Source organism: Arthrobacter sp. 10N44_2, assembly GCF_056394385.1.
This window is the reverse complement of record NZ_JBFTHT010000013.1, coordinates 30,157-54,774: the sequence shown is the minus strand read 5'-3', so window position 1 is coordinate 54,774 and position 24,618 is coordinate 30,157. Positions and strand designations below refer to the sequence as shown.

General features: G+C 67.0%; 17 protein-coding genes. 3 read left to right on the top strand and 14 right to left on the bottom strand.

The annotated features are described in order from the left end of the window. Positions 1-5 precede the first annotated feature (5 nt). Positions 6-785, top strand: a complete 780-nt coding sequence (locus AC1DBX_RS14350; protein ID WP_476932043.1) for an enoyl-CoA hydratase — start codon at positions 6-8, stop codon at positions 783-785. Between the two features lie 36 nt (positions 786-821). Here the strand turns inward: AC1DBX_RS14350 and AC1DBX_RS14345 are convergent, their stop codons facing one another. The 4 genes from AC1DBX_RS14345 to AC1DBX_RS14330 all read right to left on the bottom strand — a co-directional run bounded on the left by AC1DBX_RS14345 (position 822) and on the right by AC1DBX_RS14330 (position 7,544). Then, complete coding sequence (locus tag AC1DBX_RS14345; RefSeq protein ID WP_476932042.1) at positions 822-4,001, bottom strand: bifunctional cytochrome P450/NADPH--P450 reductase; 3,180 nt, start codon at positions 3,999-4,001, stop codon at positions 822-824. A 235-nt stretch (positions 4,002-4,236) separates the two neighbouring features. Then, entirely contained in the window at positions 4,237-5,235 is a 999-nt protein-coding gene (locus tag AC1DBX_RS14340) for a zinc-binding metallopeptidase family protein (protein ID WP_476932041.1), read from the bottom strand. 54 nt (positions 5,236-5,289) lie between these two features. Then, entirely contained in the window at positions 5,290-5,796 is a 507-nt protein-coding gene (locus AC1DBX_RS14335; RefSeq protein WP_223914576.1) for a MarR family winged helix-turn-helix transcriptional regulator, read from the bottom strand. 2 nt (positions 5,797-5,798) lie between these two features. Next, a complete protein-coding gene (locus AC1DBX_RS14330) occupies positions 5,799-7,544 on the bottom strand; it encodes an AMP-binding protein (protein ID WP_476932040.1) in 1,746 nt (581 codons plus the stop codon). 357 nt (positions 7,545-7,901) lie between these two features. On the opposite strand from AC1DBX_RS14330, the gene AC1DBX_RS14325 reads away from it, so the two are divergent. Continuing rightward, the gene (locus AC1DBX_RS14325) at positions 7,902-9,035 is read left to right on the top strand and encodes an acyl-CoA dehydrogenase family protein (protein WP_243181414.1); all 1,134 of its coding nucleotides are present in this window, start codon (positions 7,902-7,904) and stop codon (positions 9,033-9,035) included. A 14-nt stretch (positions 9,036-9,049) separates the two neighbouring features. Here AC1DBX_RS14325 and AC1DBX_RS14320 read toward each other — a convergent pair whose 3' ends face one another. The 9 genes from AC1DBX_RS14320 to AC1DBX_RS14280 form a co-directional block, all read right to left on the bottom strand. Then, positions 9,050-10,897, bottom strand: a complete 1,848-nt coding sequence (locus tag AC1DBX_RS14320) for a sensor domain-containing diguanylate cyclase (protein ID WP_476932039.1) — start codon at positions 10,895-10,897, stop codon at positions 9,050-9,052. A gap of 73 nt (positions 10,898-10,970) precedes the next feature. After that, positions 10,971-11,645, bottom strand: a complete 675-nt coding sequence (locus tag AC1DBX_RS14315; RefSeq protein ID WP_230008106.1) for a response regulator — start codon at positions 11,643-11,645, stop codon at positions 10,971-10,973. Continuing rightward, the gene (locus AC1DBX_RS14310) at positions 11,642-14,320 is read right to left on the bottom strand and encodes a DUF4118 domain-containing protein (protein ID WP_476932038.1); all 2,679 of its coding nucleotides are present in this window, start codon (positions 14,318-14,320) and stop codon (positions 11,642-11,644) included. Before AC1DBX_RS14310 ends, AC1DBX_RS14315 begins: the two co-directional genes overlap by 4 nt. 12 nt (positions 14,321-14,332) lie before the next feature. Further along, positions 14,333-14,962: a K(+)-transporting ATPase subunit C gene (gene kdpC / locus AC1DBX_RS14305; protein WP_476932037.1), complete on the bottom strand. Its 630-nt coding sequence runs from the start codon at positions 14,960-14,962 to the stop codon at positions 14,333-14,335. A gap of 10 nt (positions 14,963-14,972) precedes the next feature. Further along, positions 14,973-17,111 carry a potassium-transporting ATPase subunit KdpB gene (kdpB, locus tag AC1DBX_RS14300; protein WP_476870134.1) on the bottom strand — a complete coding sequence of 713 codons (2,139 nt, stop codon included), beginning with the start codon at positions 17,109-17,111 and terminating at the stop codon, positions 14,973-14,975. Continuing rightward, positions 17,108-18,775 carry a potassium-transporting ATPase subunit KdpA gene (gene kdpA / locus AC1DBX_RS14295; RefSeq protein ID WP_476870133.1) on the bottom strand — a complete coding sequence of 556 codons (1,668 nt, stop codon included), beginning with the start codon at positions 18,773-18,775 and terminating at the stop codon, positions 17,108-17,110. The genes kdpB and kdpA overlap by 4 nt, the downstream gene beginning before the upstream one ends. Before the next feature lie 7 nt (positions 18,776-18,782). After that, the gene (locus AC1DBX_RS14290) at positions 18,783-18,881 is read right to left on the bottom strand and encodes a potassium-transporting ATPase subunit F (RefSeq protein WP_344361134.1); all 99 of its coding nucleotides are present in this window, start codon (positions 18,879-18,881) and stop codon (positions 18,783-18,785) included. Positions 18,882-19,152: 271 nt separating this feature from the next. After that, on the bottom strand, positions 19,153-21,129 hold the full coding sequence (locus tag AC1DBX_RS14285; protein ID WP_476932036.1) for an APC family permease: 1,977 nt from the start codon (positions 21,127-21,129) through the stop codon (positions 19,153-19,155). Between the two features lie 130 nt (positions 21,130-21,259). Further along, positions 21,260-21,880 (bottom strand): hypothetical protein, encoded by a 621-nt coding sequence (locus tag AC1DBX_RS14280; protein ID WP_476932035.1) that lies wholly within the window; start codon positions 21,878-21,880, stop codon positions 21,260-21,262. 266 nt (positions 21,881-22,146) lie between these two features. Between AC1DBX_RS14280 and AC1DBX_RS14275 the strand changes: the two genes are divergently transcribed. Continuing rightward, a complete protein-coding gene (locus tag AC1DBX_RS14275) occupies positions 22,147-24,123 on the top strand; it encodes an APC family permease (RefSeq protein ID WP_476932034.1) in 1,977 nt (658 codons plus the stop codon). A gap of 150 nt (positions 24,124-24,273) precedes the next feature. Here AC1DBX_RS14275 and AC1DBX_RS14270 read toward each other — a convergent pair whose 3' ends face one another. Then, positions 24,274-24,477 (bottom strand): cold-shock protein, encoded by a 204-nt coding sequence (locus tag AC1DBX_RS14270; RefSeq protein ID WP_009357211.1) that lies wholly within the window; start codon positions 24,475-24,477, stop codon positions 24,274-24,276. Between the last annotated feature and the right edge of the window lie 141 nt (positions 24,478-24,618).

Here is a 24,618-nt window from a genome sequence, read left to right as displayed (position 1 = left end):
CACCCATGACGGAACAGTACGCAATCATCCTGGTGGAGCGCCGCGGCCGCGTGGGCCTCGTGACGCTCAACCGGCCCGAGGCCCTCAATGCCCTGAACAAGGCCACGATGGACGAGCTGGTGAAGGCAGTCGCCGGGATGGACGCGGACCCGGGGGTCGGTGCCGTGGTGGTGACCGGTTCGGCGAAGGCCTTTGCTGCCGGCGCGGACATCAAGGAAATGCAGTCCAAGGGCTACATGGACATGTACGCGGCGGACTGGTTCCGCGGCTGGGAGGACTTCACCCGGCTCCGCATCCCCGTCGTGGCAGCCGTGTCCGGCTTCGCGCTCGGCGGCGGCTGCGAGCTGGCGATGATGTGCGACTTCATCATCGCCGGGGACAACGCCAAGTTCGGCCAGCCGGAAATCAACCTTGGCGTGCTCCCCGGCATGGGCGGCTCGCAGCGCCTGACCCGCGCAGTGGGCAAGTCCAAAGCGATGGACATGATCCTGACCGGCCGCTTCATGGACGCCGAGGAGGCCGAACGCGCGGGCCTGGTGTCCCGGGTGGTCCCCGCCGCGGACGTCGTCGAGGAGGCGCTGAAGGCGGCCGAGGTGATTGCGTCCAAATCCAAGCCGGTGGCGATGGTGGCCAAGGAAGCGGTGAACGCCGCGTTTGAGACCGGGCTTGCCCAGGGCGTGCTGTTTGAACGGCGCGTGTTCCACTCGCTGTTCGCCACCGAGGACCAGAAGGAAGGCATGGCCGCCTTCACCGAGAAGCGGCAGCCGGAGTTCAACCACCGCTAGGCGGCACCGGCCGGCCGTGGGAGCGGCGGGGCGGCCTCAGGTGAAGATGTCGGCCACGTACCTGCCGTGGGTGCGCTCCACCTCATCCATCCAGGCCTCGGCCTCCGCCTTGGAGGCGCCGGTCGCTTCCTGGTAAATGAGGGCGCACGTGTCCCGGACCTGCGGCGCCATGTGCTTGCCGTCGCCGCAGACATAGACCGTGGCGCCCTGCCGGACCAGTTCGACGACGTCGGCCCGGTCTGCCCAGAGCCTGTCCTGGACGTATTTCAGGCCGTCCTCGGGTGCGGTGGAAAAGACCGGCCGCAGATCGAGGTTGGCTTGGTCCGCCCATGACGCGAGTTCCGAGCGGTAGAGGAAGTCGGTGTCCGGGGCGCGGCAGCCGAAGAACAGCAGGGCAGGTGCCGGCGTCGTCTCCTCGGCCTCGGCCCGCAGCGCCCGGTCCTGGACGAACCCGCGGAAGGGGGCCAGTCCCGTCCCCGCGCAGACCATGATGAGCGGGACCGCCAGGGACGGCGGCGGGTGGAAGGCCGCGTTCGAGGGGCGGACAGTAACCGCGACCCTTGACCCGGGCCTGGCCTGGGCGAGGTAGGTGGACGAGGCCCCTTCGAAGACCCCGCGGCCGGACCACGCCGGAGCCTGGATGACGGCGAAGGTCAGGGTCACGTGGTCGGGGCTCCAGAGCGGGGACGAGGAGATGGAGTACCGCCGGGGGGTCAGCTGGGTCAGCAGTTGCAGGAACGAGGTGAACGACAGCTGGCATGACGGATACGTCTCCAGCAGGTCAAGGATGGAAACGCGCCTGTCGAGGATCTCGGCCGCGTACCGCCCGCGGTCCTGGGCCAGGGCCTCAAGTTCGGCGCGTTGGGCAGGATCGGCCGCGACATCCGCCAGGTCCTCGAGCTGGGTGCGGGTGGCGGGGACTGCGAGCTCCACGTAGCTGCTCAGCAGTTCGCCCACCGCCACCGGCGCGCCCGTGGGCAGGAAGGTGTCCCCGCGCTCCATGGTCAGCTGGACGTGCGAGTCGTAGTCGAGGTTGAAACGGGCCAGGGCCCGCTGCACGAGTTCGCTGGGATTCAGGGGCAGCACGGCCAGATAATCCCCGGTCCGGTAGCTCATCCCCTCGGGCAGGGCGATCTCGACATGCCGCTTGGACCGGGCGCCGGGCTTGGCCAGATCGACCAGTTCCCGGTTCGCGACGACGGTGCCCAGCGCCAGCCCGTTCTGGCGCAGCATCGGGTCCCGGACGTTGCCGACGAACTGCAGTTCCAGCTCGGGTTGAGCTGTCGGCTGGCTGGTCCGCTGCCCCAGGGCGGCGTCCACCGCGGGCCAGAATCCCGCGTACCACTCTTCGAAATCGCCGAAGAAGTCGCCGCGGGCGTTGGCTTCGCCCCGGGCATAGATCCGCGTAGCACCGGCTGCCTCGAGCCGGGCTTCGATGGCCTTGGGCACCTCCTGGTACGTCCTCGCCCAGTCCTTGTTGCCGTTGCCGAAGACCGTGTACCGGACCCCGGCGAGGGCGCCCGGCCGCAGGCCCTCGGTCCAGGCCACGAATTTTCGGGCGTTGTCCGGCGGCTGCCCCTCGTAGGAGGACGTCACGATCGCGACGAGCCCCTCCGTGGGCAGCCCGCCGGCCGCCTCGTCGAGCGGACCGATGGTGGGGCTGTAGCCGCGCCGTCCGGCGTCGTTGGCGAGGCGCTGGGCGAAGTCCTTGGACGTGCCTGCATTGGAACCGTAGAGCACCCGGATCGGGACGCCGTTGGGCGCGGCGGCCGCCGCTGCGGCTTCGGCCTGCCGTGCCTGTTCGACGTCGGCCCGGGGGCTAGCCGCGATGGTGACGTCCCGCCTGCGCACGTGGATGAACAGCCCTTCAGGCTTCATGGTCAGCGTGTGTTTGATCTGCAGCTCATAGCCCGGGTCCGCCGCCGTGACCTCGAAGCGCTGCAGGAGCTTGGCCAGAAAGAGCATGGCCTCCTGCAGGGCAAATCCCCGGCCGATGCAGGAGCGCTGTCCGTTGCCGAAGGGCTTCCAGGCATTGGCGGGGATTTCGGCGGCCCGTTCCGGGGAGAACCGCTCCGGGTCAAAGATGCCGGCGTCCTCGCCCCAGGCCGCCTTGTCCCGATGCAGTTGCGGGATCAGGACCATGATGGGCTGGCCCGCGGGGACTTCGTAGCGGCCGCCGAGCATCGTGTCCTCGTAAGGAGTCACGTTGAACGCCGGAGCGGTGGGCCACAGCCGTAGCGTTTCCTTAAGGATCTGGTCCAGGTATCCCAGCCGGGGCAGGTGCTCGAACCTGGCGCTTTCGGTACCAAGGACCTCGTCCACTTGTGCACGCGCCTTGGCCAGGACGCCCGGATGGCGCAGCAGTTCGTAGAGTGTAAAGGACAGCAAGCCGCTGGTAGTCTCGTGCCCGGCGATCAGGAACGTGACCATCTGATAGCGGATGTTTTCATCGGATAGACGCTCACCGGTCACCGGGTCCGCCGCGCTGAGCATGGTGTCCAGGATGTCTTCGCTGCCGGGCGGGCTGGGGTTGCGCCGCCGGTCACTGATGATCTGTTCGGCGACCTCGAACATCAGGGCATGGTCTTCTTCGAGCTGGTGCCGCCTGCGCAGCATGATCTTGTTCTGCACCGGGAGCCTGCGCGCCCGGTCCCCGGATTCAACCAGGGCGCGGACCATGGCGCCGACGAACGGGTGCATCTCCTCCCGGTAGAGGCTGTTGAACCGGTAGCTGAACGAGCACAGGGCGATGGTGTCCAGCGTCAGGCGGGTGGTGCTGTCCGGAATGTCGATCCGCGCCGTGGGGCCCAGCCTCTCCCACTTGAGCAGCAGCTGCTCAACGATGTCGTCCATGCCGGCGAACATCCGCTTCAGCGCTGCAGGCCCGAACGCCGGCATCAGGATCCGGTGTGCCTTTTGCCAGTTGGGTTCCTGTGTATCTGCGGTGAACAGGCCGTCGCCGGCGAACTGCCTCACCTGCCGAAGGGCAACGCCCAGCACTTTGCCGAACCGGGACTCGTCGCACACCTCGTTGACGAGCTGCTGGGAAGAGATGGCGACGATACTGCGGTTGAAGAACTGGATGCGGACTATGGGGCCGTACCGCTCGGCCAGCTCGACTATTCCCAGGATTCCCTTGCTGGAGTCGATGTCCGGCAAATTGCCGACCACCGGCCTCGTGGGAGGCTGCGGTATGGGGACGCTGGGCGAAGTCATGGCCACTCCTAGGCGATCGCCAATGGACGCGCTGTGAGCACTGCTTACTGCCTGGCCGGACGGAACCGTCCTGCCGGAACCACGATACTCCGGTCCGATCCCGCACAAAATAGCTCCTGCCCGGCTTCGCGGGCCATCGTCCCTGACGGCCGAACGCCAAGAAGCGAAGGGTCGGAGACTGTTTTCTTCGTGCTGTCTGCCGGGACGCCCTTCTTGTCAGCGGGCGGGGCGTTCCTTAGCCGGCGGCCGTCGCTGAGGTTCGCAGCCCGTGGACGAACTCAAGCTTGTCGATAACTGCGGCGGAAAGGACGAAGGGGTAAAGATCATCTTTCCCCATGCTGCGGTTGACCTGGTTCAGGGCAAGGGAGAGCGGCAGCCATTCGGTTTCCACAACTTCCTGGAAAGAGGTCCCCCGGGGAGTGCCTGGGATGAGTCCGAATTCCCGGGCGGTGTCGAGGGTGTCGCAGATGTGGAGGTAATGGGCGAACGACTCCGCAAAGTCCTCGTAGGGGTGCATGGTTGCGTACTTTGAGATGAACCGTTCATTCCAGTCCGCCGGGGCGCCTTCGCTGTAGTGGCGGTCTATCTCTGCCTGGTAGTCCTTGGTGTCGTCGCCAAAGAGATTACGCGCCTCGCGCGTTCGTCCGTCATCGCTGAATACCAGCACCGTCTCAAAATAATGCCCCACTTCATGCCGGAAATGCCCGAGCATCGTCCGGTATGGTTCATCGAGTTGGGTACGCATTCGTTCCCGATAGGCATCGTCGCTTTCGGCCAGATTGATGGTGATCACACCGTCAGCATGACCGATCACCACATTTTCCTTGACACTGGACAACAGGTCGAAAGCAAGTCCCCCGTCGGGGTCTTCTGTGCGCGTGATGATCGGCAGGCCCAGCCCATCGAGCTCAGCAATGAGATGACGCTTGGCCCGCTCAGCCGCAATGAACTGCGATAGGCCTTTGGCGTCGCTGTCGTTCGGGCGAGTCCGCGTGAGCTCACAGCTGAAGCACTGACTGCCGCCCTCCGGGGCAAGCCAAGTGCAACCGGAAAGCAAAAAATTAGCGCACCGGTGCCAAGTGGCTCCCGACTCATCGGTGTACTGTCCCTGACTGCCTGTTGCGACTATGGCGCGGGCGTTCCGCAGGTATGCCAAGTTAGTTCCGCAGTGCAGGCAGACCGAATTTTCAAAGTACACGCTCGAACCGCAGACACCGCAGGATTGTTTTTTCACTTCATGATCTTAGCCGCGGCCACCGGGCTTCACCCGGTGCCCGGCGCCCGGGTCTCAGCCGCTGAAATCACCGGCGTTCCGGCGGAATGTGCCCAGGATCCGGATCAGCTGGTCCACGTCCTGGTCCGCGAAGCCGGACTGGCCAAAGACCTCGGAGTTCAGCACCGCCGTCGCCCGTTTGGCCAGGGTGCGGCCTTCCGGGGTGAGTTCGATCAGGGTGGTGCGGCCGTCCGTGGGGTGCGGCGAGCGGATCACCAGCCCGGCCTCCTGGAGCCGGTCCACGGCATTGGTGACTGAGGTGGGGTGGACCTGCAGCAGCGCGCTCGCCTTGTTCATGGGCAGCGCCCCGCTGCGGGCGAAGCTGAGCAACGCGAGCAGCTCGTACCGGGCAAAGGTGAGCCCGAACGGCTTGAGCACCGTCTCGATCCGGCCGAGCAGGATCTGCTGGGTCCGCATGATGGCGGTGATGGCGGCCATCGGGGCGGCGACGTCGGACCAGCCGTGGCGCTCCCAGTTCAGCCGGGCGTCGGCAATCGGATCTCGCGGCAGCGGTGTTCCCATGTTCAGCCCTGACCCTTGAGCCCGGGGAAATCGGAGTCGGAGTACTCGACGCCGAGGCCTTCCGGGACGGGCCCGCCGCCGTGGCGCACTTCCTCGCTGTGCCGCAGCTCCACGCGCCGGATCTTGCCGGAGATCGTCTTGGGGAGCTCGGCAAACTCCAGCCGGCGGATCCTTTTGAACGGTGCCAGGTGCTCCCGGCAGTACCGCAGGATGTCCTCGGCCAGCTCCGGGCCCGGCTGGTGTCCGGCCGCAAGAACCACAAAGGCCTTCGGCACCGACAGCTTGAGCGGGTCGGGAGAGGGGACGACGGCGGCCTCCGCCACCGCGGGGTGCTCAATCAGCACGCTCTCCAGTTCGAACGGGGACAGCCGGTAGTCGGAGGACTTGAAGACGTCGTCGCCGCGGCCCACATACGTGATGATGCCGCGCTCGTCCCGGCTCGCCATGTCCCCCGTGTGATAGTAACCGTCGCGGAAAGCCTCCGCCGTCTTGTCCGGGTCGCCGTAGTACGCCTTCATGAGCCCCACGGGGCGGGGGTCGAGGCGCAGGCAGAGCTCGCCGTCGTCAGCCTCCTCACCAGTAGCGGGGTCCACAAGCACGACGTCGTAGCCAGGCAGCGGCTTGCCCATGGCGCCGATCTTGATCGGCTGTCCCGGCGTGTTCGCGATCTGCACGGTGGATTCGGTCTGGCCGAAGCCGTCCCGGATGGTTTGCCCCCATGCGCGGTGGACCTGGTCGATCACCTCGGCGTTGAGCGGTTCGCCGGCGGATACCACCTTGGTGGGCGGGTTCTTGAGCAGGGTGAGATCGGCCTGGATCAGCATCCGCCAGACCGTGGGCGGGGCGCAGAAGCTGGTCACGGATTCGCGGTCCATCTGCTCCATGAGCGCCCTGGCGTCGAAGCGTTCGTAGTTGTAGATGAACACACACGCCTCGGCGATCCAGGGGGTGAATACATTGGACCAGGCGTGCTTGGCCCAGCCCGGCGAGGCCACGTTGAGGTGCACGTCGCCCGGTTCCATGCCGATCCAGAACATCGTGGACAGGTGTCCCACCGGGTAGGACGTGTGCGTGTGTTCGACGAGTTTGGCCTTGGACGTGGTGCCCGAGGTGAAGTACAGCAGGAGCGTCTCGTCGGCCAGGGTGGGGGCGTCGGGGGTGAAATCCGTACCGGCCGCGGCAGCATCCGCGCCGTAGTACTGCAGGGCATTGGCCTGGGCGGCGGCGGGGTCCCCGGCGCTGGCGCCGACTTCAATCAGCGTGTACTGGCCGGCGACGTCGGCGAACTTCGCGATGTTGGCACTGCCGACGGCGGCCCAGGCCGCACCGCCGCGCTCCACCCGGTCCTGGAGATCGGCCGGTCCCATCAGCGTGGTGGTGGGAATCATGACGATCCCCAGCTTGATGCCGGCCAGCATGAGTTCCCAGAGCTCCACCTGGTTGCCGAGCATGATGATCATCCGGTCCCCGCGCCGCACACCTGCCCCGCGCAGCCAGTTGGCCACCTGGGACGAGCGCCGGGAGAGGTCAGCGAAGCTGCGCCGGGTCGCGGACCCGTCCTGTTCAACGATCACCAGCGCAGGCTTATCCGCCTTGGCCGGGTCCGCGGCGAGCTGGTCGAACCAGTCCAGGGCGAAGTTGAACTCCTCGAAGCGGGGCCACTGGAATTCGTTGCGGGCGCCGTCGTAGTCCCCGCGCAGGGCCAGCAGCCGGTCCCTTGCGGCCCGGAATTCCTCAGTCACGGTCATGGTGCACCTTTCGAAGTCCTCGGGCGCTGCCGTTCCGGGCGGGCGGTGGCACGGCGCCGTTGCCTGGGATCCACCGGCCCGGCACGGTGCCTGCCTAGTGATCCCCGTCACTGTGCAATATACTAGGACATCCAAGGGTTTGGAAGGGCGGCGCTGCTCTGCAGGCGTTGCATGACGAAGGGATACGTGCCCGTGCAGCCACAAGGACGTGCCAGCGGACCGGCCGCGAGAGCGGAATCAAATACAGCCGAATCAAATACAGCGGAAAACACAGCGGGATCAGACACGGCGGAATCCGCTACCGCGGGCGCCGCATCCGAAGCCGCGGCGGAGCCGCCGTTTCCCGACGCCGACCTCATGTACATCGTGGACCTGCTGCCGCCGGACGAACAGCTCCGCTACCAGGAGGTCCGGGAATTCCTGCAGTCCCGGATCCGGGCCGCATCAATCGATTACTGGAACCGCGAGGAGTTTCCCTTCGGGCTGCTCGCCGAACTCGGCAAATACGGTTTGGGCGGGCTGCAGACGGACGGCACGTCCAAGCTCTTCAAGGGGCTCATGTATGTCGAGGTGGCGCGCGCCGACGTGTCCCTCTCGGCGCTCGTCGGGATCCACAACGAGCTGATCGTCGGCATGATCGACGAGCTCGGCTCGGAGGAACAGAAGGCGCGCTGGCTCCCTGGCCTCACCGCGTTCACCCAGCTCGGGGCGTTCGCCCTGACGGAGCCGGACCACGGCTCGGACATCGCCGGCGGCCTGGAAACGACTGCGCGGCTGGACGGCGACGAGTGGGTCCTCAACGGCGCCAAGCGTTGGATCGGCGCGGGCACCATCGCGGACTTCGCCCTCGTGTGGGCCCGGGACGTCGCTGACCAGCACATCAAGGGCTTCATCGTGGAGACGGACCGTCCGGGCTACACCGCAACCAAGATCGCCAACAAGATCGGCCTGCGCATCATGCAGAACGCGGACATCGTCCTCGACGAGGTCCGGATCCCGGCGGCCAACCTGCTGCCCGGCGCCACCAGCTTCTCCAAGGCCAACGAGCTCCTGCGCGATTCGCGGGCCTGGGTGGGCTGGCAGGGTGCCGGCATCCAGCTGGCCGCGTTCGACGTCGCGCGCGCCTATTCGCTGAAGCGCCGCCAGTTCGGCAAGGAACTGGCCCGCTTTCAGCTCATCCAGCAACAGCTCGCCGAGATCCTGGGCAACGCGACCGCCTCCCTGGCCCTGATGGCCCAGCTGGCGCGCATCCAGGAAGAGGGCAAGCTCGAGATGGTCCAGGCCGCCATGGCCAAAGCGACCACCACGCGGCTGGCGCGTGCCTCGGTGGCGATGGGGCGGTCCCTCATGGGCGGCAACGGCATCAGCAGCGACTATGAGATGGGCAAGCTCTTCGGCGACGCCGAGATTCTCTATACCTATGAGGGCAGCTACGAAATCAATTCACTGATCGTGGCGCGGGCCGTGACGGGAAAGTCCGCTTTCGTCTAGGCTCCCCGCGGGATCTAGGCTCCGAGTGTGTCAGCGCCGTCCCGCGCCTGGCCGTCCCGCGCCTGGCCGCTCCGTGCCGGCCCGGCCGGGGCAGGCTGAACCGCCGGGCTGGCGTGGCCGTAGCGGGACGTGCGGTTGCGGCCGCCGTTCTTGGCCTCGTACAGGGCCCGGTCCGCGCAGTCCAGGAGCGAGCCGGCCGCGGCGTCGCTTTGCTCGCAGACTCCGGCGGAGATCGTCAGGAAACCAACCTCCCCGAACGGTTCGGACGCGATGGCCTTGCGGGCGCGTTCGGCGGCGCGCAGGGCCTCGGCACCGTCCGTCTCCGGGAGCAGCCACACGAACTCCTCGCCGCCGAATCGGGCCACGATCTCCTCGGCGCGGGCGACCGCCCGGAGCCTGGCCGCGACCTCCGCCAGGACCACGTCGCCCGTCAGGTGGCCGTGAGTGTCGTTGACCCTCTTGAAGTGGTCGATATCCAGGACGACGGCACTCAGGCTTGTCCCGCGGGTCCGGGACTGCGCAACATGCTCGGCGAGGTGCCGTTCCAAGGCCCGCCGGTTGGGCAAGCCACTGAGGGCATCGGTAGTGGCCTGCTGTTCGAGGTCGGTCCGGGCCTCCGTGTTGCCGATGGCGATCTCGACGAGCTCCGCGAACTGGGCCAGCCGCTCCATCATCGCCTCCGTGACCCCGGTGCGCGACTTCGACGTCAGGCTCACGGCGCCCCACAGGCTGCCGCGGACCCGGATCGGCGCCGCCGCCGCAGACTGGAAGCCGCCGGCGCGCATCTGCTCCGCTGCCTGTCCACCTTCCGCCCGGTAGCGAACCAGGGCCGGCTTGCCGGTCACGGCCACCCGGACAGTGGCCGACTCGTCCGTCGGGGCGAAGATCTGCCGCCGGCTCAGCGTCGGCGGCAGCGTCGGCGCCATGGCGACGATTTCCGCCGAGGATGCGCCCGTGAAACGGACGACGGCGGCGGAATCGACGTTGAACAGGTCGCGGACAATCGCGGCGACCCGCTCAGAGATGGCTGCGGGGGCCGCGTTGCGGGCAACTTCGGTGGCTATCTCGTGCAAAGCCTCCCAAATTTTTTGTTGCTGCAGGCGCTCGGTTATATCAACCGCCACCACCATGCCGGCCGCGGCCTCGTCGTCGGAGTAGACCGGCCCGGCGTTCAGCCGGTAGGTGCGGTGGCCGATCTGCCGGCTCCAGGACACCTCGCGGCCGGCGAGGGCAGCGAGGTAGCGCGGCTCGAGCTCGCTGGCGAGATTGCCCTTGAGCACGTCCTGGATGCGCTGGCCTTCGAGCTCTTCCTTGCGGTAGCCGAAGGTCTCCAGCTCCTGGCCTTCGGCGATCAGGTAGCGCAGCTCGGCGTCGAAGAGGAGGACAAAGACGCCGGGGACGCTCCGCGCCAGGGCGCGGTACCGGTCCATGTCCCGTTGCCGGCGCCGGTCGGCCAGGACACGCTCGGTGATGTCCGTGACCAGGACGAAGAAGCCCTGCACCGCGCCGTCCTGGGTATCGGGGGTGTAGGTCACCTCGGTGAAGCGGGACTGGCCCGCGGCATCCACCAGGGTCCGGTCGAACTGCTGCCGCTTCCCGGCGAGCGCTCCCTCGATGTGCGGCAGGTTGGCCTCCAGGACGGTCTCGCCGAGCACGTCCCGGACATGCATGCCGTGAAGCTGCTGGGGTGCGAAACCAAACCACTCGCAGTAGGCGTCGTTGGCCAGGCGGTTGCGGAGTCCCGTGTCCCAATAGCCCACGAGTGCCGGGATTCCGTTCAGGACGGCCCGCAGCTGCGCCGGGATCTCAGGCAGTGGCGACGGACCGGCATCGTCCCTGTTGAGCGGGCTGCGATTAGTCATTGCCCCAGTATCCATTGCCGGGTTGCCTGGAGGGAAACGTCAGTGTCATCGACCGCCAGCGTGTCAGCGGGACTCAGGGCATGAACCTGTAGCCGATGCCGGCCTCGGTGAGCAGGTGGCGCGGGCTGGCGGTATCCGGCTCCAGCTTGCGCCGCAGCTGCGCCATGTAAACCCGGAGGTAGTTGGTCTCCTTGGCGTAGGCCGGACCCCAGACCCTGGAGAGCAGCTGCTGCTGGGTGATGAGCTTTTCCGGATTGCGGACCAGAACCTCCAGAATCTTCCATTCCGTGGGGGTCAGCCGGACGTCCTCGTGGTCCCTGGTCACCCGGTGCTTGGCAAGGTCCACGGTGAAGGCATCGGTCCTGACCACTGATTCGTGCTCCGGTTCGACGCTGCGGCGCAGCAGGGCGCGCAGCCGTGCCAGGAGCTCGTCCAGGCCGAACGGTTTGGTGATGTAGTCATCCGCGCCGGCGTCGAGCGCCTCAACTTTGTCCTCGGAGCCGTGCCGGGCGGACAGCACCAGAACCGGCACGCTGCTGAAGCCGCGCAGCTCCTTGAGGACGCTGGTCCCGTCAATGTCAGGCAGGCCGAGGTCCAGAATGATGAGTGAGAGCGGGTTCTGAGTGGCCGCCAGCAGTGCTGAGGTCCCGTCGACGGCGGTGGTGACGGCGTAGCCGTTGGCCTGGAGCGTGATCCGGAGGGCCCTGAGCAGATGCGGGTCGTCGTCGACGACGAGGACCGCCGTCATGCTGCGTCCGGTCCGGACGTGACGGGCAGCGCATGACCACGGCGCGCCGCCAGCGAGCGGGGCTCGAACGGGGCCTGGGCCCGGTGCCCGTCATACGGGGTCCCCGTCGACAACGGCAGCCGGATAATCATCGTCAGCCCTCCTCCCGGTGTAGCTTCCGCGGTCAGGCTCCCACCCATGGCGTCCGTGAACCCTTTCGCTACCGCAAGCCCGAGCCCGATCCCAGTGGCCTGCGGGGCGTCGTCGAGCCGCTGGAATGGCCGGAACATTTCCAGGACACTCTCCGCAGGGATTCCCCGGCCGTGATCGATGATCCGCAGCTCGCCGGCAGGACGCCCCCCGAGAGTCGCCGGGCTCAGCCCGCCGGCCGCCCCGACCAGGACGATGTCCGAGTCGGGGGCATATTTCACGGCGTTCTCGACGATGTTCGCAATCACCCGCTCCAGCATTCCAGGGTCGGCTTCAATCTCCGGCATGTTTGGAGGCAGGTCCACCCGCACCCTCCCCGCGGGGACGGCGCTCAGGGAACCCGGGATGACCTCATACCAGCGCACGGGTTTGAGCAGGGGATTGACGGCATCCGACGTGATCCGGGACATGTCCAGCAGATTGCCGACCAGCGCGTCCAACCTGTCCGAACACTCCTCTATCGTAGCCAGCAGCTCCTTCTCCTCTTCCTTGGTGAAATGGACGTCGTCGTGCCGAAGTCCGCCGACAGCCAGCTTGATCCCGGCCAGGGGCGTGCGCAGGTCGTGGGAAACGGCCCGGAGGATGGAGGTGCGCATCGTGTTGCTCTCGGCCAGGCGCAGCATCTCCCGCCGGCTCGCCACCAGCTGCTGTCGTTCCAGCTGCGCTGCCAGATGAACCCCGAACGCCCCCAGAAGGCGCCGGTCGCTTGCGGGCAGAATCCGTCCGAACAGCACCAGGCGCGTGGAGGCGTCGATTTCTTCGACGTTGTCGCCGGCGGCATCGCTTCCGGTCCCGTCAGCGGACAGGGCAGGAATTTCACCTACGGCGGCCTGGAGACGCCACTGCCGGTCCGGGCTGGCTCCGCTGTCGCCGTCCGCGAGGCCGTAGCCCAGGCTGAAAACAGCAGCACCACGGACCTGGAAAACGCTCAGGGCTTGTTCCAGCAATGCCTGGACCGTGTCCTCCGAGCCGGCGGCACTGCGCGTCAGGTCACCGAGCGTCGTGGCTTCGGCGCGGGCCCGCGCGGCCTCCTTGGAGCGGCGGGCCGATAGGTCGACCACAAGGGCGACGGCGGCCGAGACGCCTACAAACACCAGCAGCGCCAGGAAATTCTGGGGATCGCTGATGGTGAGGTTGCCCAGCGGCGGGGTCGAAAAGTAGTTCACCAGGAGGCTGCTCCACAGTGCGGCCAGGATGGCCGGCCACAACCCGCCGATCAACGCCACCGCCACCGAGCCGGTGAGCTGGACCAGCATGGCCGCAGCCACATTCTGTTCCGGATTCAAGAGCGACAGCAGGAGTTGCAGGACCACCGGGAGCAGCACAGCAAGTCCGAACCCGGCGGCCACCCGGATGCGGCCAAGGTCCCGCTGCCGTGGCGGGCGGGTTCCCCGGCCGCCGAGCGGATGGGAGACCATGTGGACGTCGATGTCGCCGGAATCGCGGACCACCCGGGTGCCGACCCCGCCGCCGAGCAGATTTCCGACCAGGCCGGCGAGCTTTTTGTGCCGCGAGATGCCGACGACGATCTGGGTGGCGTTGACGCTGCGGGCGAAGTCCAGGAGCGCGGCAGCCGGATCCTCGCCGGTCACGATGTGGTAGCTGCCGCCCAGGTCCAGGATCAGGCGGCGCTGGGCTTCCAGCGCCTGGGGCGACTCCTCGGCGAGGCCATCGGCGGACCGGACGTGGACCGCCAGCAGGTCCCCACCGCTGACGCGGTTGAGGATCCTGGCCCCGCGGCGGATCAGGACTTCTCCTTCGGGGCTGCCGGTCAGCCCGACCACGATGCGTTCCCGGGCCGGCCAGCTTTCGTCGATGCCCTGTTCGGCCCGGTACTTGGCCAGGCCCTCGTCCACCCGGTCGGCGAGCCACAGCAAAGCCAGTTCACGCAATGCCGTGAGGTTGCCCAGGCGGAAATAGTTCGAGAGGGCGGCGTCGATCTTGTCGGCAGCGTAGATCTTGCCGTCGCCCAGGCGCTGGCGGAGCACCTCGGGGGAGATGTCCACGAGGTGGATCTGGTCCGCCTTCCGGACGACGGCGTCCGGCACCGTCTCCGCCTGGTGGACATCGGTGATGGCGCTGACAACGTCGCCCAGGGACGCCAGATGCTGGACGTTGACGGTGGAGAGCACGTTGATGCCGGCATCCAGAAGCGCATCGACGTCCTGCCAGCGCTTGGGATTGCGGCTGCCGGGGATGTTGGAGTGGGCGTATTCGTCCACGATCGCGGTCCCTGGCGCCCGGGCCAGGACAGCGTCGAGGTCCATCTCCTCGAACTCCGTGTCCCGGTAGGGCAGCTTCCGGGGTGGAATGACTTCGAGTCCCTCCAGCAGCGCCCCTGTCTCGCTGCGGCCGTGGTCCATGGCGAACGCGACGACGACGTCCTCGCCGCGCTTGCCGAGCCGGTGGGCCTCCTCGAGCATCTCGTAGGTCTTGCCCACACCCGGCGCGGCGCCCAGGAAGATCCGCAGCGTTCCACGTGCCATGCCGTCATTCTCTCACTTGGATTGTGCCGGCTGCGACGGCAGCGCGGCCGCCGCCACGGCGAGGTTGAGGGCAGTCACGTTGACCGACGGCTGGCCGAGAAACGCGACTAACCCACCGCTGGTGTGCTGCTCCACCAGGGAGGCAACGGCGTCGGTGCTGAGGCCGTTCGCTGCTGCCACCCGCGCAAGCTGCAGTTTGGCGTACTCGGGTGAAATGTCCGGGTCCAGTCCGGAACCGCTGGCCGTCACCGCGTCGGCCGGCACCGCTGCCGCATCCACGCCTTCAGCGGCGGCGACGGCGGCCCGGTTCGCGGCGACGGCCTCGAGCAGTTTCGGATCGTTGGGCCCGAAGTTGGTGGCCGAGGACGACGCCGGGTCCCACTTCACGGCCGAGGGCCGGGGGTGAAACCAGCGCGGGTCCTGGGCGCCGGCGTCGTTAGCGGATGACTGGGCGATCAAGGCAGACGCGACCGGGTCGCCGGCGGCGTCCTTGATGATGGAGCCGTTCGCCTGATATGGCGCGATGAGCTGTGCGATGCCGAAAACGGCCAGCGGGTAGGCGACGCCGAGGGCCAGTGTGGCAAAGAGCAGGAACCGCAGTGCGGTGCCGGCCTGGCGGAGGTAGCCGGTGAGTGCGTTCATGGGGGTGTTCCTAGCCGATTCCGGGGATGAGGGAAATCATGAGGTCGATGATTTTGATGCCGATGAAGGGTGCGATCAGGCCGCCGAGCCCGTAGATCAGCAGGTTCCGCGCCAGCGCCTGGTTGGCGGAGACGGCACGGTATTTGACCCCGCGCAGAGCCAGCGGCACCAGGGCGATGATGATTAGGGCGTTGAAGATCACTGCGGACAGGATGGCTGAGGCCGGGGTGGACAGGCCCATGATGTTCAGCAGTCCGAGCCCGGGGAAGGCTGCGGTGAAGAGGGCCGGGACGATCGCGAAGTACTTGGCGACGTCGTTGGCGACAGAGAAGGTGGTCAGGGCGCCGCGGGTGATGAGCAGCTGCTTGCCGATGCCGACGATGTTGATGAGTTTGGTGGGGTCGGAGTCGAGGTCGACCATGTTCGCGGCGTCCTTCGCGGCCGGGGTTCCGGAGTTCATGGCGACGCCGACGTCCGCCGCGGCCAGGGCCGGGGCGTCGTTGGTGCCGTCACCGGTCATGGCCACGAGCCGGCCTGCGGCCTGTTCCTTTTTGATGACCGCGAGCTTGTCCTCCGGGGTTGCTTCGGCCAGGAAATCGTCGACTCCGGCTTCGGCGGCGATGGCCTTGGCGGTGATGGGGTTGTCGCCGGTGATCATGACGGTCCGGATGCCCATTTGCCGCAGTTCGGCGAAGCGGGCGTGCATGCCGGGTTTGACGACGTCGGCCAGGTGGATGGTTCCCAGGATGTCCGCCCGGCCCTCCTTGTCCACCTGGGCGACCAGCAGGGGGGTGCCGCCCTGGGCCGAGATTTCCTGTACCCGGTGGTCGACCTCCGCCGGAGTGTGCCCGCCGAAGTCGGCAACGAACGCCGCCACCGTGGAGGCCGCGCCCTTTCGGATCTGCAGCCCGTCAAGGTCCAGCCCGCTCATTCGGGTGCTGGCGCTGAAGGGAACCACGGCAAAATTGCCGGAGGAGCGTTCAAGTGTGGCCAGATCGGACCCGGTCACGCCCTTGTCCGCGGCGAGGTCCACGATAGAGCGTCCCTCGGGGGTTTCATCGGCCAGACTGCAGACCCGTGCGGCCTCGATGAGTTGGGTCCTGTCCACTTGGTTGGCGGGGAAGAAATTGACGGCGCGGCGGTTGCCGTAGGTAATGGTTCCGGTCTTGTCCAACAACAGTGTGGTGATGTCCCCGGCGGTCTCCACGGCACGGCCGGAGGTCGCCAGCACATTGTGCTGGACCAGGCGGTCCATGCCGGCGATGCCGATCGCAGGGACCAGGGCCCCGATGGTGGTTGGGATCAGGCAGACCAGCAGGGCGACAAGCACGATCGGAGACGGCGTGGCGCCGGCCAGGGCGGCGAACGGTGCCAGAGACATCGTCACGGCCAGGAACACGATGGTCAGGGACACCAGCAGGACGTGCAGCGCGATTTCGTTGGGAGTCTTCTGCCGCACGGCGCCCTCCACCAGCTTGATCATCCGGTCGATGAACGTCTGTCCAGGCTCGGCCGTGATGCGGATGACAATCCGGTCCGAGAGGACCCTCGTGCCGCCGGTGACGGAGGACCGGTCACCGCCGGATTCGCGGATCACCGGGGCTGATTCGCCGGTGATGGTCGATTCGTCGACGCTCGCCAGGCCTTCGATGATTTCGCCGTCCGAGGGGATGACGTCCCCGGCCTCGCAGATCACCACATCATTGAGACGCAGCTCCGTGCCGGGCACGTCCCGGGTGGTGCCGTTGGGCTGGCGGAGCCGGGCCTGGACGCCTTTGCGGCTGGCGCGGAGGCTGTCGGCCTGGGCTTTGCCCCGGCCCTCGGCGATGGATTCGGACAGCGTGCCAAAGAGGACGGTGAGCCACAGCCAGGCTGTGACCGCGATGCCGAACACCGACGGCCGGTACAGGGAGATCGCCGTGCACAGGCCAGCCCCCACCAGCACGGTGAACATGACCGGGGAATGGATCATCTGCCGCGGGGAGAGTTTGCGGACCGCGAGCGGCAGGGCCGCGAGGACGGACGCGAACGTGAGTTTTGCCGGGGCCTTGGTGTGGTGCTTGTGTTCGCCGGGGGTGCCGAGGGGGTTGCCGTCGGCGTAGGTCTGGGCGTCGGTGTCCGTGGCTAATGCCGTGTGAGACCGGGTCATTTGAGGAGTCCTTCTGCGAGGGGTCCGAGGGCAAGGGCCGGGAAGTAGCTCAGGGCGGTCATGATCACTGTCACGCCGAGCAGCAGCGAGCCGAACAGTGGGCCGTGGGTGGGGACGGTGCCGGCGGAGGCGGGAACCTTGCCCTGACGGGCGAGGGAGCCGGCCAGAGCCAGCACCAAGACAATCGGGAGGAGCCGGCCCAGCAGCATGCCCAGGCCCATCATGACCGACATGAAGGGGCCGGAGGTGGTGATGCCACCAAACGCGGAGCCGTTGTTGTTGGCCCCGGACGTGAAGGCGTAGAGCACTTCGCTGAACTGGTGGGGACCGGTTGCTGGCGCGTTGGCCATGCTGTCCGGCAGCAGGACGGTGATTCCGGACAGGGCCAGCACCAGGGTCGGGGTGACCAGGATGTACATGGCGGCGAGCTTCATTTCCGTCGGGCCGATCTTCTTGCCTAGATACTCCGGGGTGCGCCCGACCATGAGACCTGCGATGAAGACGGAAATGATCGACAGGATCAGCAGGCCGTAGAGCCCGGAACCGGTTCCGCCGGGAGCGACCTCGCCGAGCATCATGTTCACCATGGCTATTCCGCCGGCCAGCGGCGGCAGCGAATCGTGGGCGACGTTGACGGCGCCGGTGGAGGTCAGAGTGGTGGAGGTAGCGAAGATCGCGCTTGGCACGGGGCCGAAGCGCTGTTCAAACCCCTCGCCCAATCCGCCGGCGGCCGCTGTCGCCGTTCCCTGCCCGGCAGCCACGGCCCAACCCATCAGCGAAATCGAAGCCAGCCACAGGGTGCCCATCACGGCGACCACCGTATAGCCCTGCTTCTGGTCGCCCACCATCCGGCCGTAGGCGTAAGGCAACGCCGAGGGGATGAGCAGGATCAGGAACACCTCAAAAAGACTGATGAAGGCGTTGGGGTTTTCGAACGGGTGGGCCGAGTTGGCATTGAAGTAGCCGCCGCCGTTGGTTCCCAGGATCTTGATGGCTTCCTGGGAGGCGACGGGACCGCCGGGAATGGTCTGGCTGACCCCGGACGCCTGGTTGACGACGTCCGTAGGCCAGAAGTTCTGCACCACACCGCCGAGGACCATCACCACAGCCGCGACGAACGCGATCGGCAACAGGACCCGGAACGAGGTCCGGGCCAGGTCCACCCAGAAGTTGCCCAGCCGGTCGGTGCGGGTCCGGGCGATGCCTCGGATCAGGGCGATAACGACGACGATCCCGACGGCGGCAGAAAGGAAGTTCTGCACCGCAAGCAGGGCCATCTGCACAAAGATGCCTACCGTGGTCTCCGGTACATAGGTCTGCCAGTTCGTGTTGGTCACGAACGAAATGGCCGTGTTCATGGCCACCCAAGGATCCACGCCGGGCAGGGATCCGCTGCCCGGCAGGACGCCCTGCAGCCGCTGGAGGCCGAACACGGCCAGAATGGACACGGCCGAGAACGCCAGGACGCTGCGCAGGTAGACGGACCAAGTCTGCTCGGTGTCGGCGTCGACCCCGGCCAGCCGGTAGAAGAGGCGCTCGGGCCGGGATGACGTTTTGCCCTCGAAAACCCGGGCCAGGTAGATGCCCAGGGGCTTGTGCACGGCCGCCAGAACGATGAGGAGGGCCGCCACCTGGGCAGCAAAGGATGCAGCGTTGAACGTCATGATCCGCTCACCACTTTTCCGGGTGGATCAGGACGGCCAGCAGGTAGCCGAAGAGGCACAACCCGGCCAGCAACAGAACGAGCCACATGATCGCGTCGGCGCTCACTTGCCGCTCTCCGGCCGGTCATCGGCACTGCCGACCATTCCGGCCAGGACGTGGCCGATCCACATGACGAACCCCATGGACACCATGAGGATTCCGATAACAGCCAGGTCGGCCATTGCAGGTTCCTTTCATCCGCGCCCCGTTTGCGGGGCTACTGAAAGTCAATCCCTGCCAAGAGCGAAATAACCGGTTCCTGATGGTTTCTTAACGCCCGGACGGCCGATCTTGACGCAGTCTTAACGGGCGCGGAAAGCGCGCCGTCCCGCGGCCATTAGCCGACGTGGACCCAGGGCCGTTTGGTGACGTCCGGTTCGGCTTCGCGGAGCACTTCGCGCGTGACCGGGGCGATTTCACCTTCGCCGAAGGCCAGGAAGCGCAGCAGGTTGGTGACCGGGTTGCCTTCGGTCCAGCGGAAGTAGATGTGCGGCATCAGCCCGGTGACGTCGCGGATGTGCAGCAGCACGGAGGCGATCGTGTTCGGCACAACTGGCCCGTGGACCTCCAGGATCTGGTAACCGTGCCGGGTGACCCCGTTGACCTCGAGCGCGGTCTCGAAGTCCGAGGAGTCGTCCACGACGACTTCGAGGAACAGCGCCTGGTAGTCCACGGGGAGGTGGCTGACCTCGATCGCGGACGTGAGCTTGTCCAGGTACGCTTCAGGGCTCAGCCGCAACGGCTCGTGGGCGATGATGGCGATCGGACCTTCCAGGTTGGCGGACATGAACTCCAATGCCTTCCGGTCCATGTGGACATGGGTCGCGTGGAGTTCGAAGGAGCGCCGGATGCGGGAAAGCAGAGAGATCACAATGATGCCCCCGATGAAGAACGCGGCGATCCGGATGCCTTCGGGCCGTTCGATGATGTTGGCCACCGTGGTGTAGATGAACACGACGGCGATGACGCCAAACCCGATAGTGCGTTTGCGCTGTTTCCCGCGCCGGGCGGACAGTGCCACCGCCACCGCGGCGGAGGTCATCAGGACCAGGACGCCTGTGGCGTAAGCGCCGCCCTGGGCGTCGACGTCGGCGTCGAACAGCCAGGTGATCAGGAACCCCACCAGGGTGAACACCAGGACCAGCGGGCGCACGGCCCTTGCCCACCCGGGGGCCATGCCGTACCGGGGCAGGTAGCGCGGCACGAGGTTCAGCAGCCCGGCCATGGCGGAGGCGCCGGCGAACCACAGGATGGCGATGGTGCTCAGATCGTAGACGGTGCCGAATCCGTTTCCCAGGTATTCGTGCGCGAGGTAGGCCAGGGCGCGGCCGTTCGCCGGGCCGCCGGGTTCGAAGTCCTGCGCTGGGATCAGGACCACCGTGGTGAAGCTGGTCGTGATCAGGAAGGCACTCATGATGACGGCGGCAGTTGTCAGCAGCCGGCGGGCACCGTCGATTCGGCCTGCCGGTTTCTCTTCCGTGTCACCGGGGCGTCCCTGGATCTGCGGCATCACGGCCACGCCGGTCTCGAAGCCGGACAGGCCCAGGGCCAGCTTGGGGAAGACGAGCAGCGCGATGCCCACCACCATCAGCGGGCTCCCGTGCTGGGTGGTCAGGGCCAGCCACCAGTCGTCCACGGCAACTGGGTGGGTCAATGTTTCGAATATTGTCGTGACTACCACGACGACGTTCAGGCCCAGGTAAATGCCCACCAAGACGACGGCGACGCCGATGGCCTCCTTGAAACCGCGCAGGAACACGGCGGCGAGCAGAGCCAGCAGGAACAGCGTGACCGCGACGTTCTGGCCCTGCATCCAGGCGGGGGCGAACGGGTTCTCGAGCGCGTGCGCGGTCGCGTCCGCGGCAGAAAGCGTCATGGTGATCATGAAGTCGGTAGCCGCGAACCCCAGCAACACCAGGACGAGCAGTTTCCCGCCCCAACGCGGCATCAGCCGCTCCAGCATGGCGATGGATCCCTCGCCGCGGTGGCTTTCGCCGGCCACCCGGCGGTATACCGGCAGTGCGCCGAACAAGGTCACGGCAACCAGGACCAGCGTGGCCAGCGGCGAAATCACGCCCGCGGCCAGGGCCGCAATGGCCGGCTGGTAGCCCAGCGTGGAGAAGTAATCGACGCCGGTCAGGCACATGACCTGCCACCACGAGTGCTTCTTCAGGTGGCTGTCGCTCACGGCCCCGGGCCCCTGATGGATACCCTTGGCGTCCTGCAGGCCGAACAGCAGCCATTTCCTGAAGTTGTCCCCGGCTCCCGGCCGTGCCGCTGAGGGATCCGAAGGCGGCCTGCTCATCGTGGTCATCTATGCCTCTCCGCGCGATGCCCACCATCGTGTTTACTGCCGACGATAACACCGGAGCCGGGAGCGGCTCCCGCCCCGGGGCCGATCTTGACGGATCTTTAACACCGGCCCGCCGGCGGCGGCACCGGTCTCAGCGGGCTGCGGCGGGGGCGGGGATTTCGATGTAGAGGATGAAACCGGCGGCAGCCGGCAGATACCAGTGCCTGCGGTGCCGTGCGGGCCGGTAGAGGTGTCCGAACGGGTCTGTCACGTGGGCATGCGCCAGCACGTCTTGGCGCCGGAGCTGGACGTCGATGTCCTCGATGCCGGACGGGTGCGAGGCAAGGCCGTCGATGTCGAGAGACCAGGCGCCCCCGGCCGGGGCTGTCCCGCGTTCCAGGGCGAGGGTTTCGAACAGGTCCGAGACCACTTCGTCCCTGGTGGCGGGGTAGAAGCGGCGGAGCCGATGCCCCTCGGGATGCGCGCCTTGTGCGTCCAGCCATGCGTGGCGGAGCCAATGGAATTCCACTTGGCCGCGGGAGGGCCCGAGGACCAGATGACGGTTCGGATCCAGGGCGAGGCGGTAGGCGCTGCCGCTGCGGTCGATGATGCACGCGGCTTCCCCGACGTACTCAAACGCCGCCAGCAGGTCCTGTTCCGACCGGTGATAGGAAAAGTCCCCGCTGTCATCGACGGCGACGAAATCCGGGGCAGTGCCGCCACGGGCCGGAAGGTCGGGCGTGTCGTGTGCCGGCCGGGACGTGGTGTTCATGCTGTTTGGCTCCTGCTGGGGATCGGATTGCGGCCACCGTGGCTGCAGCGTCCTCTTGCTTCATAACATCACCGGCGACGCCCCTCGGGACGGTCCTTAATGCTTTCCATATGCCGGCAGGCCATAAATTTGCGTTCTCTTAATGTGGCGGCTCGCCGTGGGCGTTAAGGAACCATCAGGATTGTTGGCCGGACGGTCGTGACGGCTGCGTGCGCTGGTACTCTCGCGGACGGAAGCGGCGCGATGCGTCGCCTGGAAAGGACTACATGACTACCCTCAGCCGGCCACCGGCAGACCCTTCGGCGCCGCGGCCCGACGCCGGGGAGCACTTCAAGAACTGGCTGCTGTTCGGCCTCCAGGACGCCAAGGGAATCCACCAGGGGCCCGGGGCCGTGAGCGACAGCCACCTGAAGAAACACACATGGTGGCAGGTCATGTGCCTGACCGGCGTGGACTACTTCTCCACGCTGGGCTACCAGCCCGCCATCGCCGCGCTCGCGGCCGGCGTGATTTCGCCGCTGGCCACCCTGGTCCTGGTCGCCGTGACCTTGCTGGGCGCACTGCCGGTGTACCGCCGGGTGGCCGGCGAAAGTCCGCGCGGCGAAGGGTCCATCGCCATGCTGGAGCGGCTGCTGCCGCGGTGGGGCGGGAAACTGCTCGTCCTGGTGCTGCTGGGTTTCGCCGCCACCGACTTCATGATCACCATGACGCTCTCCGCTGCGGACGCAACAGCGCACGCGATCGAGAACCCGTTCGCCCCCGACTGGATCCAAGGCCAGAACGTCGCGGTCACGCTGGTCTTCCTGGCCCTGCTCGCTGCCGTGTTCCTGCGCGGCTTCAAGGAGGCGATCGGCGTCGCCGTCGTCCTGGTGGGCATTTACCTCGGGCTGAACGTCGTCGTGGTCATCACAACGATCATCGAGGTCCTGCAGCACCCGGTGGCGGTCGACAACTGGTGGCTGGCCCTGACCACCCAGCACGGGAGCCCGCTGATGGTGGTGGGGATCGCGCTGCTGGTCTTCCCCAAGCTGGCCCTGGGCCTGTCCGGCTTCGAGACCGGCGTCGCCGTGATGCCGCAGATCCGCGGCCACGCCACGGACACCGAGGAGAACCCTGAGGGCCGGATCAAGGGTGCCCGCCGACTGCTGACGACGGCGGCCCTCATCATGAGTGCGTTCCTCGTCACCACAAGCTTCACCACGGTGGTGCTCATCCCGGCGCCGGAGTTCCAGCCGGGCGGGCAGGCGAACGGCCGCTCGCTGGCCTATCTCGCGCACGAGTACCTGGGAAACGGATTCGGCACCGTCTATGACCTGAGCACCATTGCCATCCTGTGGTTTGCCGGCGCTTCCGCCATGGCCGGGCTGCTGAACCTCGTACCGCGCTACCTGCCCCGGTACGGCATGGCTCCGGAGTGGGCCCGCGCGGTCAGGCCACTGGTCCTGGTGTTCACGCTGGTCGGGTTCCTGATCACCTGGCTGTTCGACGCCGACGTCGACGCCCAGGGCGGCGCCTACGCCACCGGCGTCCTGGTCCTGATGACGTCGGCCGCGATTGCCGTGACGCTGTCCGCGCGCAGCCACCAGCAGCGCAAGCGCACCATCGGGTTCGGCATCATTGCCGTCGTGTTCATCTACACCACGGTGGTCAACATCTTCGAGCGGCCCGAAGGCATCCGGATCGCCGCGTTCTTTATCATCGGGATCATCGTGATCTCCCTGCTCTCGCGCATCCGGCGCTCCTTCGAGCTCCATGCCACGCATGTGCGGATGGACACCCCGGCCCTGGAATTCCTGGCCGCCAATGAATCCGGCCCCATCGCGATCATCGCCCACGAGCCGCTGCGTCTCACTGCCCAGGCGTACCTGGACAAGCTCACGTCCGCGATCGAGGTCAGCCACCTCCCGCTGGACTCCCAGGCACTGTTCCTCGAAGTGGTGGTGGACGACTCCTCCGACTTTGAGACCGCGCTCGAGGTCCGCGGGGTCAGCCGGCACGGGTACCAGATCTTGGAGGTCCACGGGCCAGTTGTTCCGAACACGATCGCCTCCGTGCTGCTGCACATCCGCGACGTCACCGGGCTGATGCCGCACATCTACTTCCGCTGGACGGAGGGAAACCCGTTCACCAACCTCCTGCGGTTCCTGGCTTTCGGCGAAGGCGAGATCGCCCCGGTGACGCGCGAAGTGCTGCGGGAGGCCGAGCCGGACGTCACCCGGCGTCCATGGGTCCACGTCGGCTGAGACCGCGCCCGGCGGCAGGCGCAAGGCCACAAGTGCCTCGAACACAAGCGCCTCGAACACAAACGCCCCTCCGGAGGAATCCTCCGGAGGGGCGTTGTGGTCTTCGGGGAAAGTGTCCCGGCCAGGCGGCCGGGGCTTTTTCCGGAGTATTTAGAGCGGGCGGATGTTCTCAGCCTGCGGGCCCTTCGGGCCCTGCGTGACGTCGAATTCAACCTTCTGGTTCTCGTCCAGCGAACGGTAGCCGCTGGTAGCGATTGCCGAGTAGTGGGCGAAAACGTCGGCCGACCCGTCATCCGGGGCAATGAAGCCAAAACCCTTTTCGGCGTTGAACCATTTAACTGTGCCTGTAGCCATGCCTTTATCCTTCTGAAATGCTGCTGATCTCCGGCGGCCATAAGGCCAACGGCTGCGGAGACATTCGTCCGCTGTCCCCAACGTACGGTGCGACGGGCCGCGGTGCAAGGGTCTGACGGGGGTCTTCGTCCCGGCCGGCCG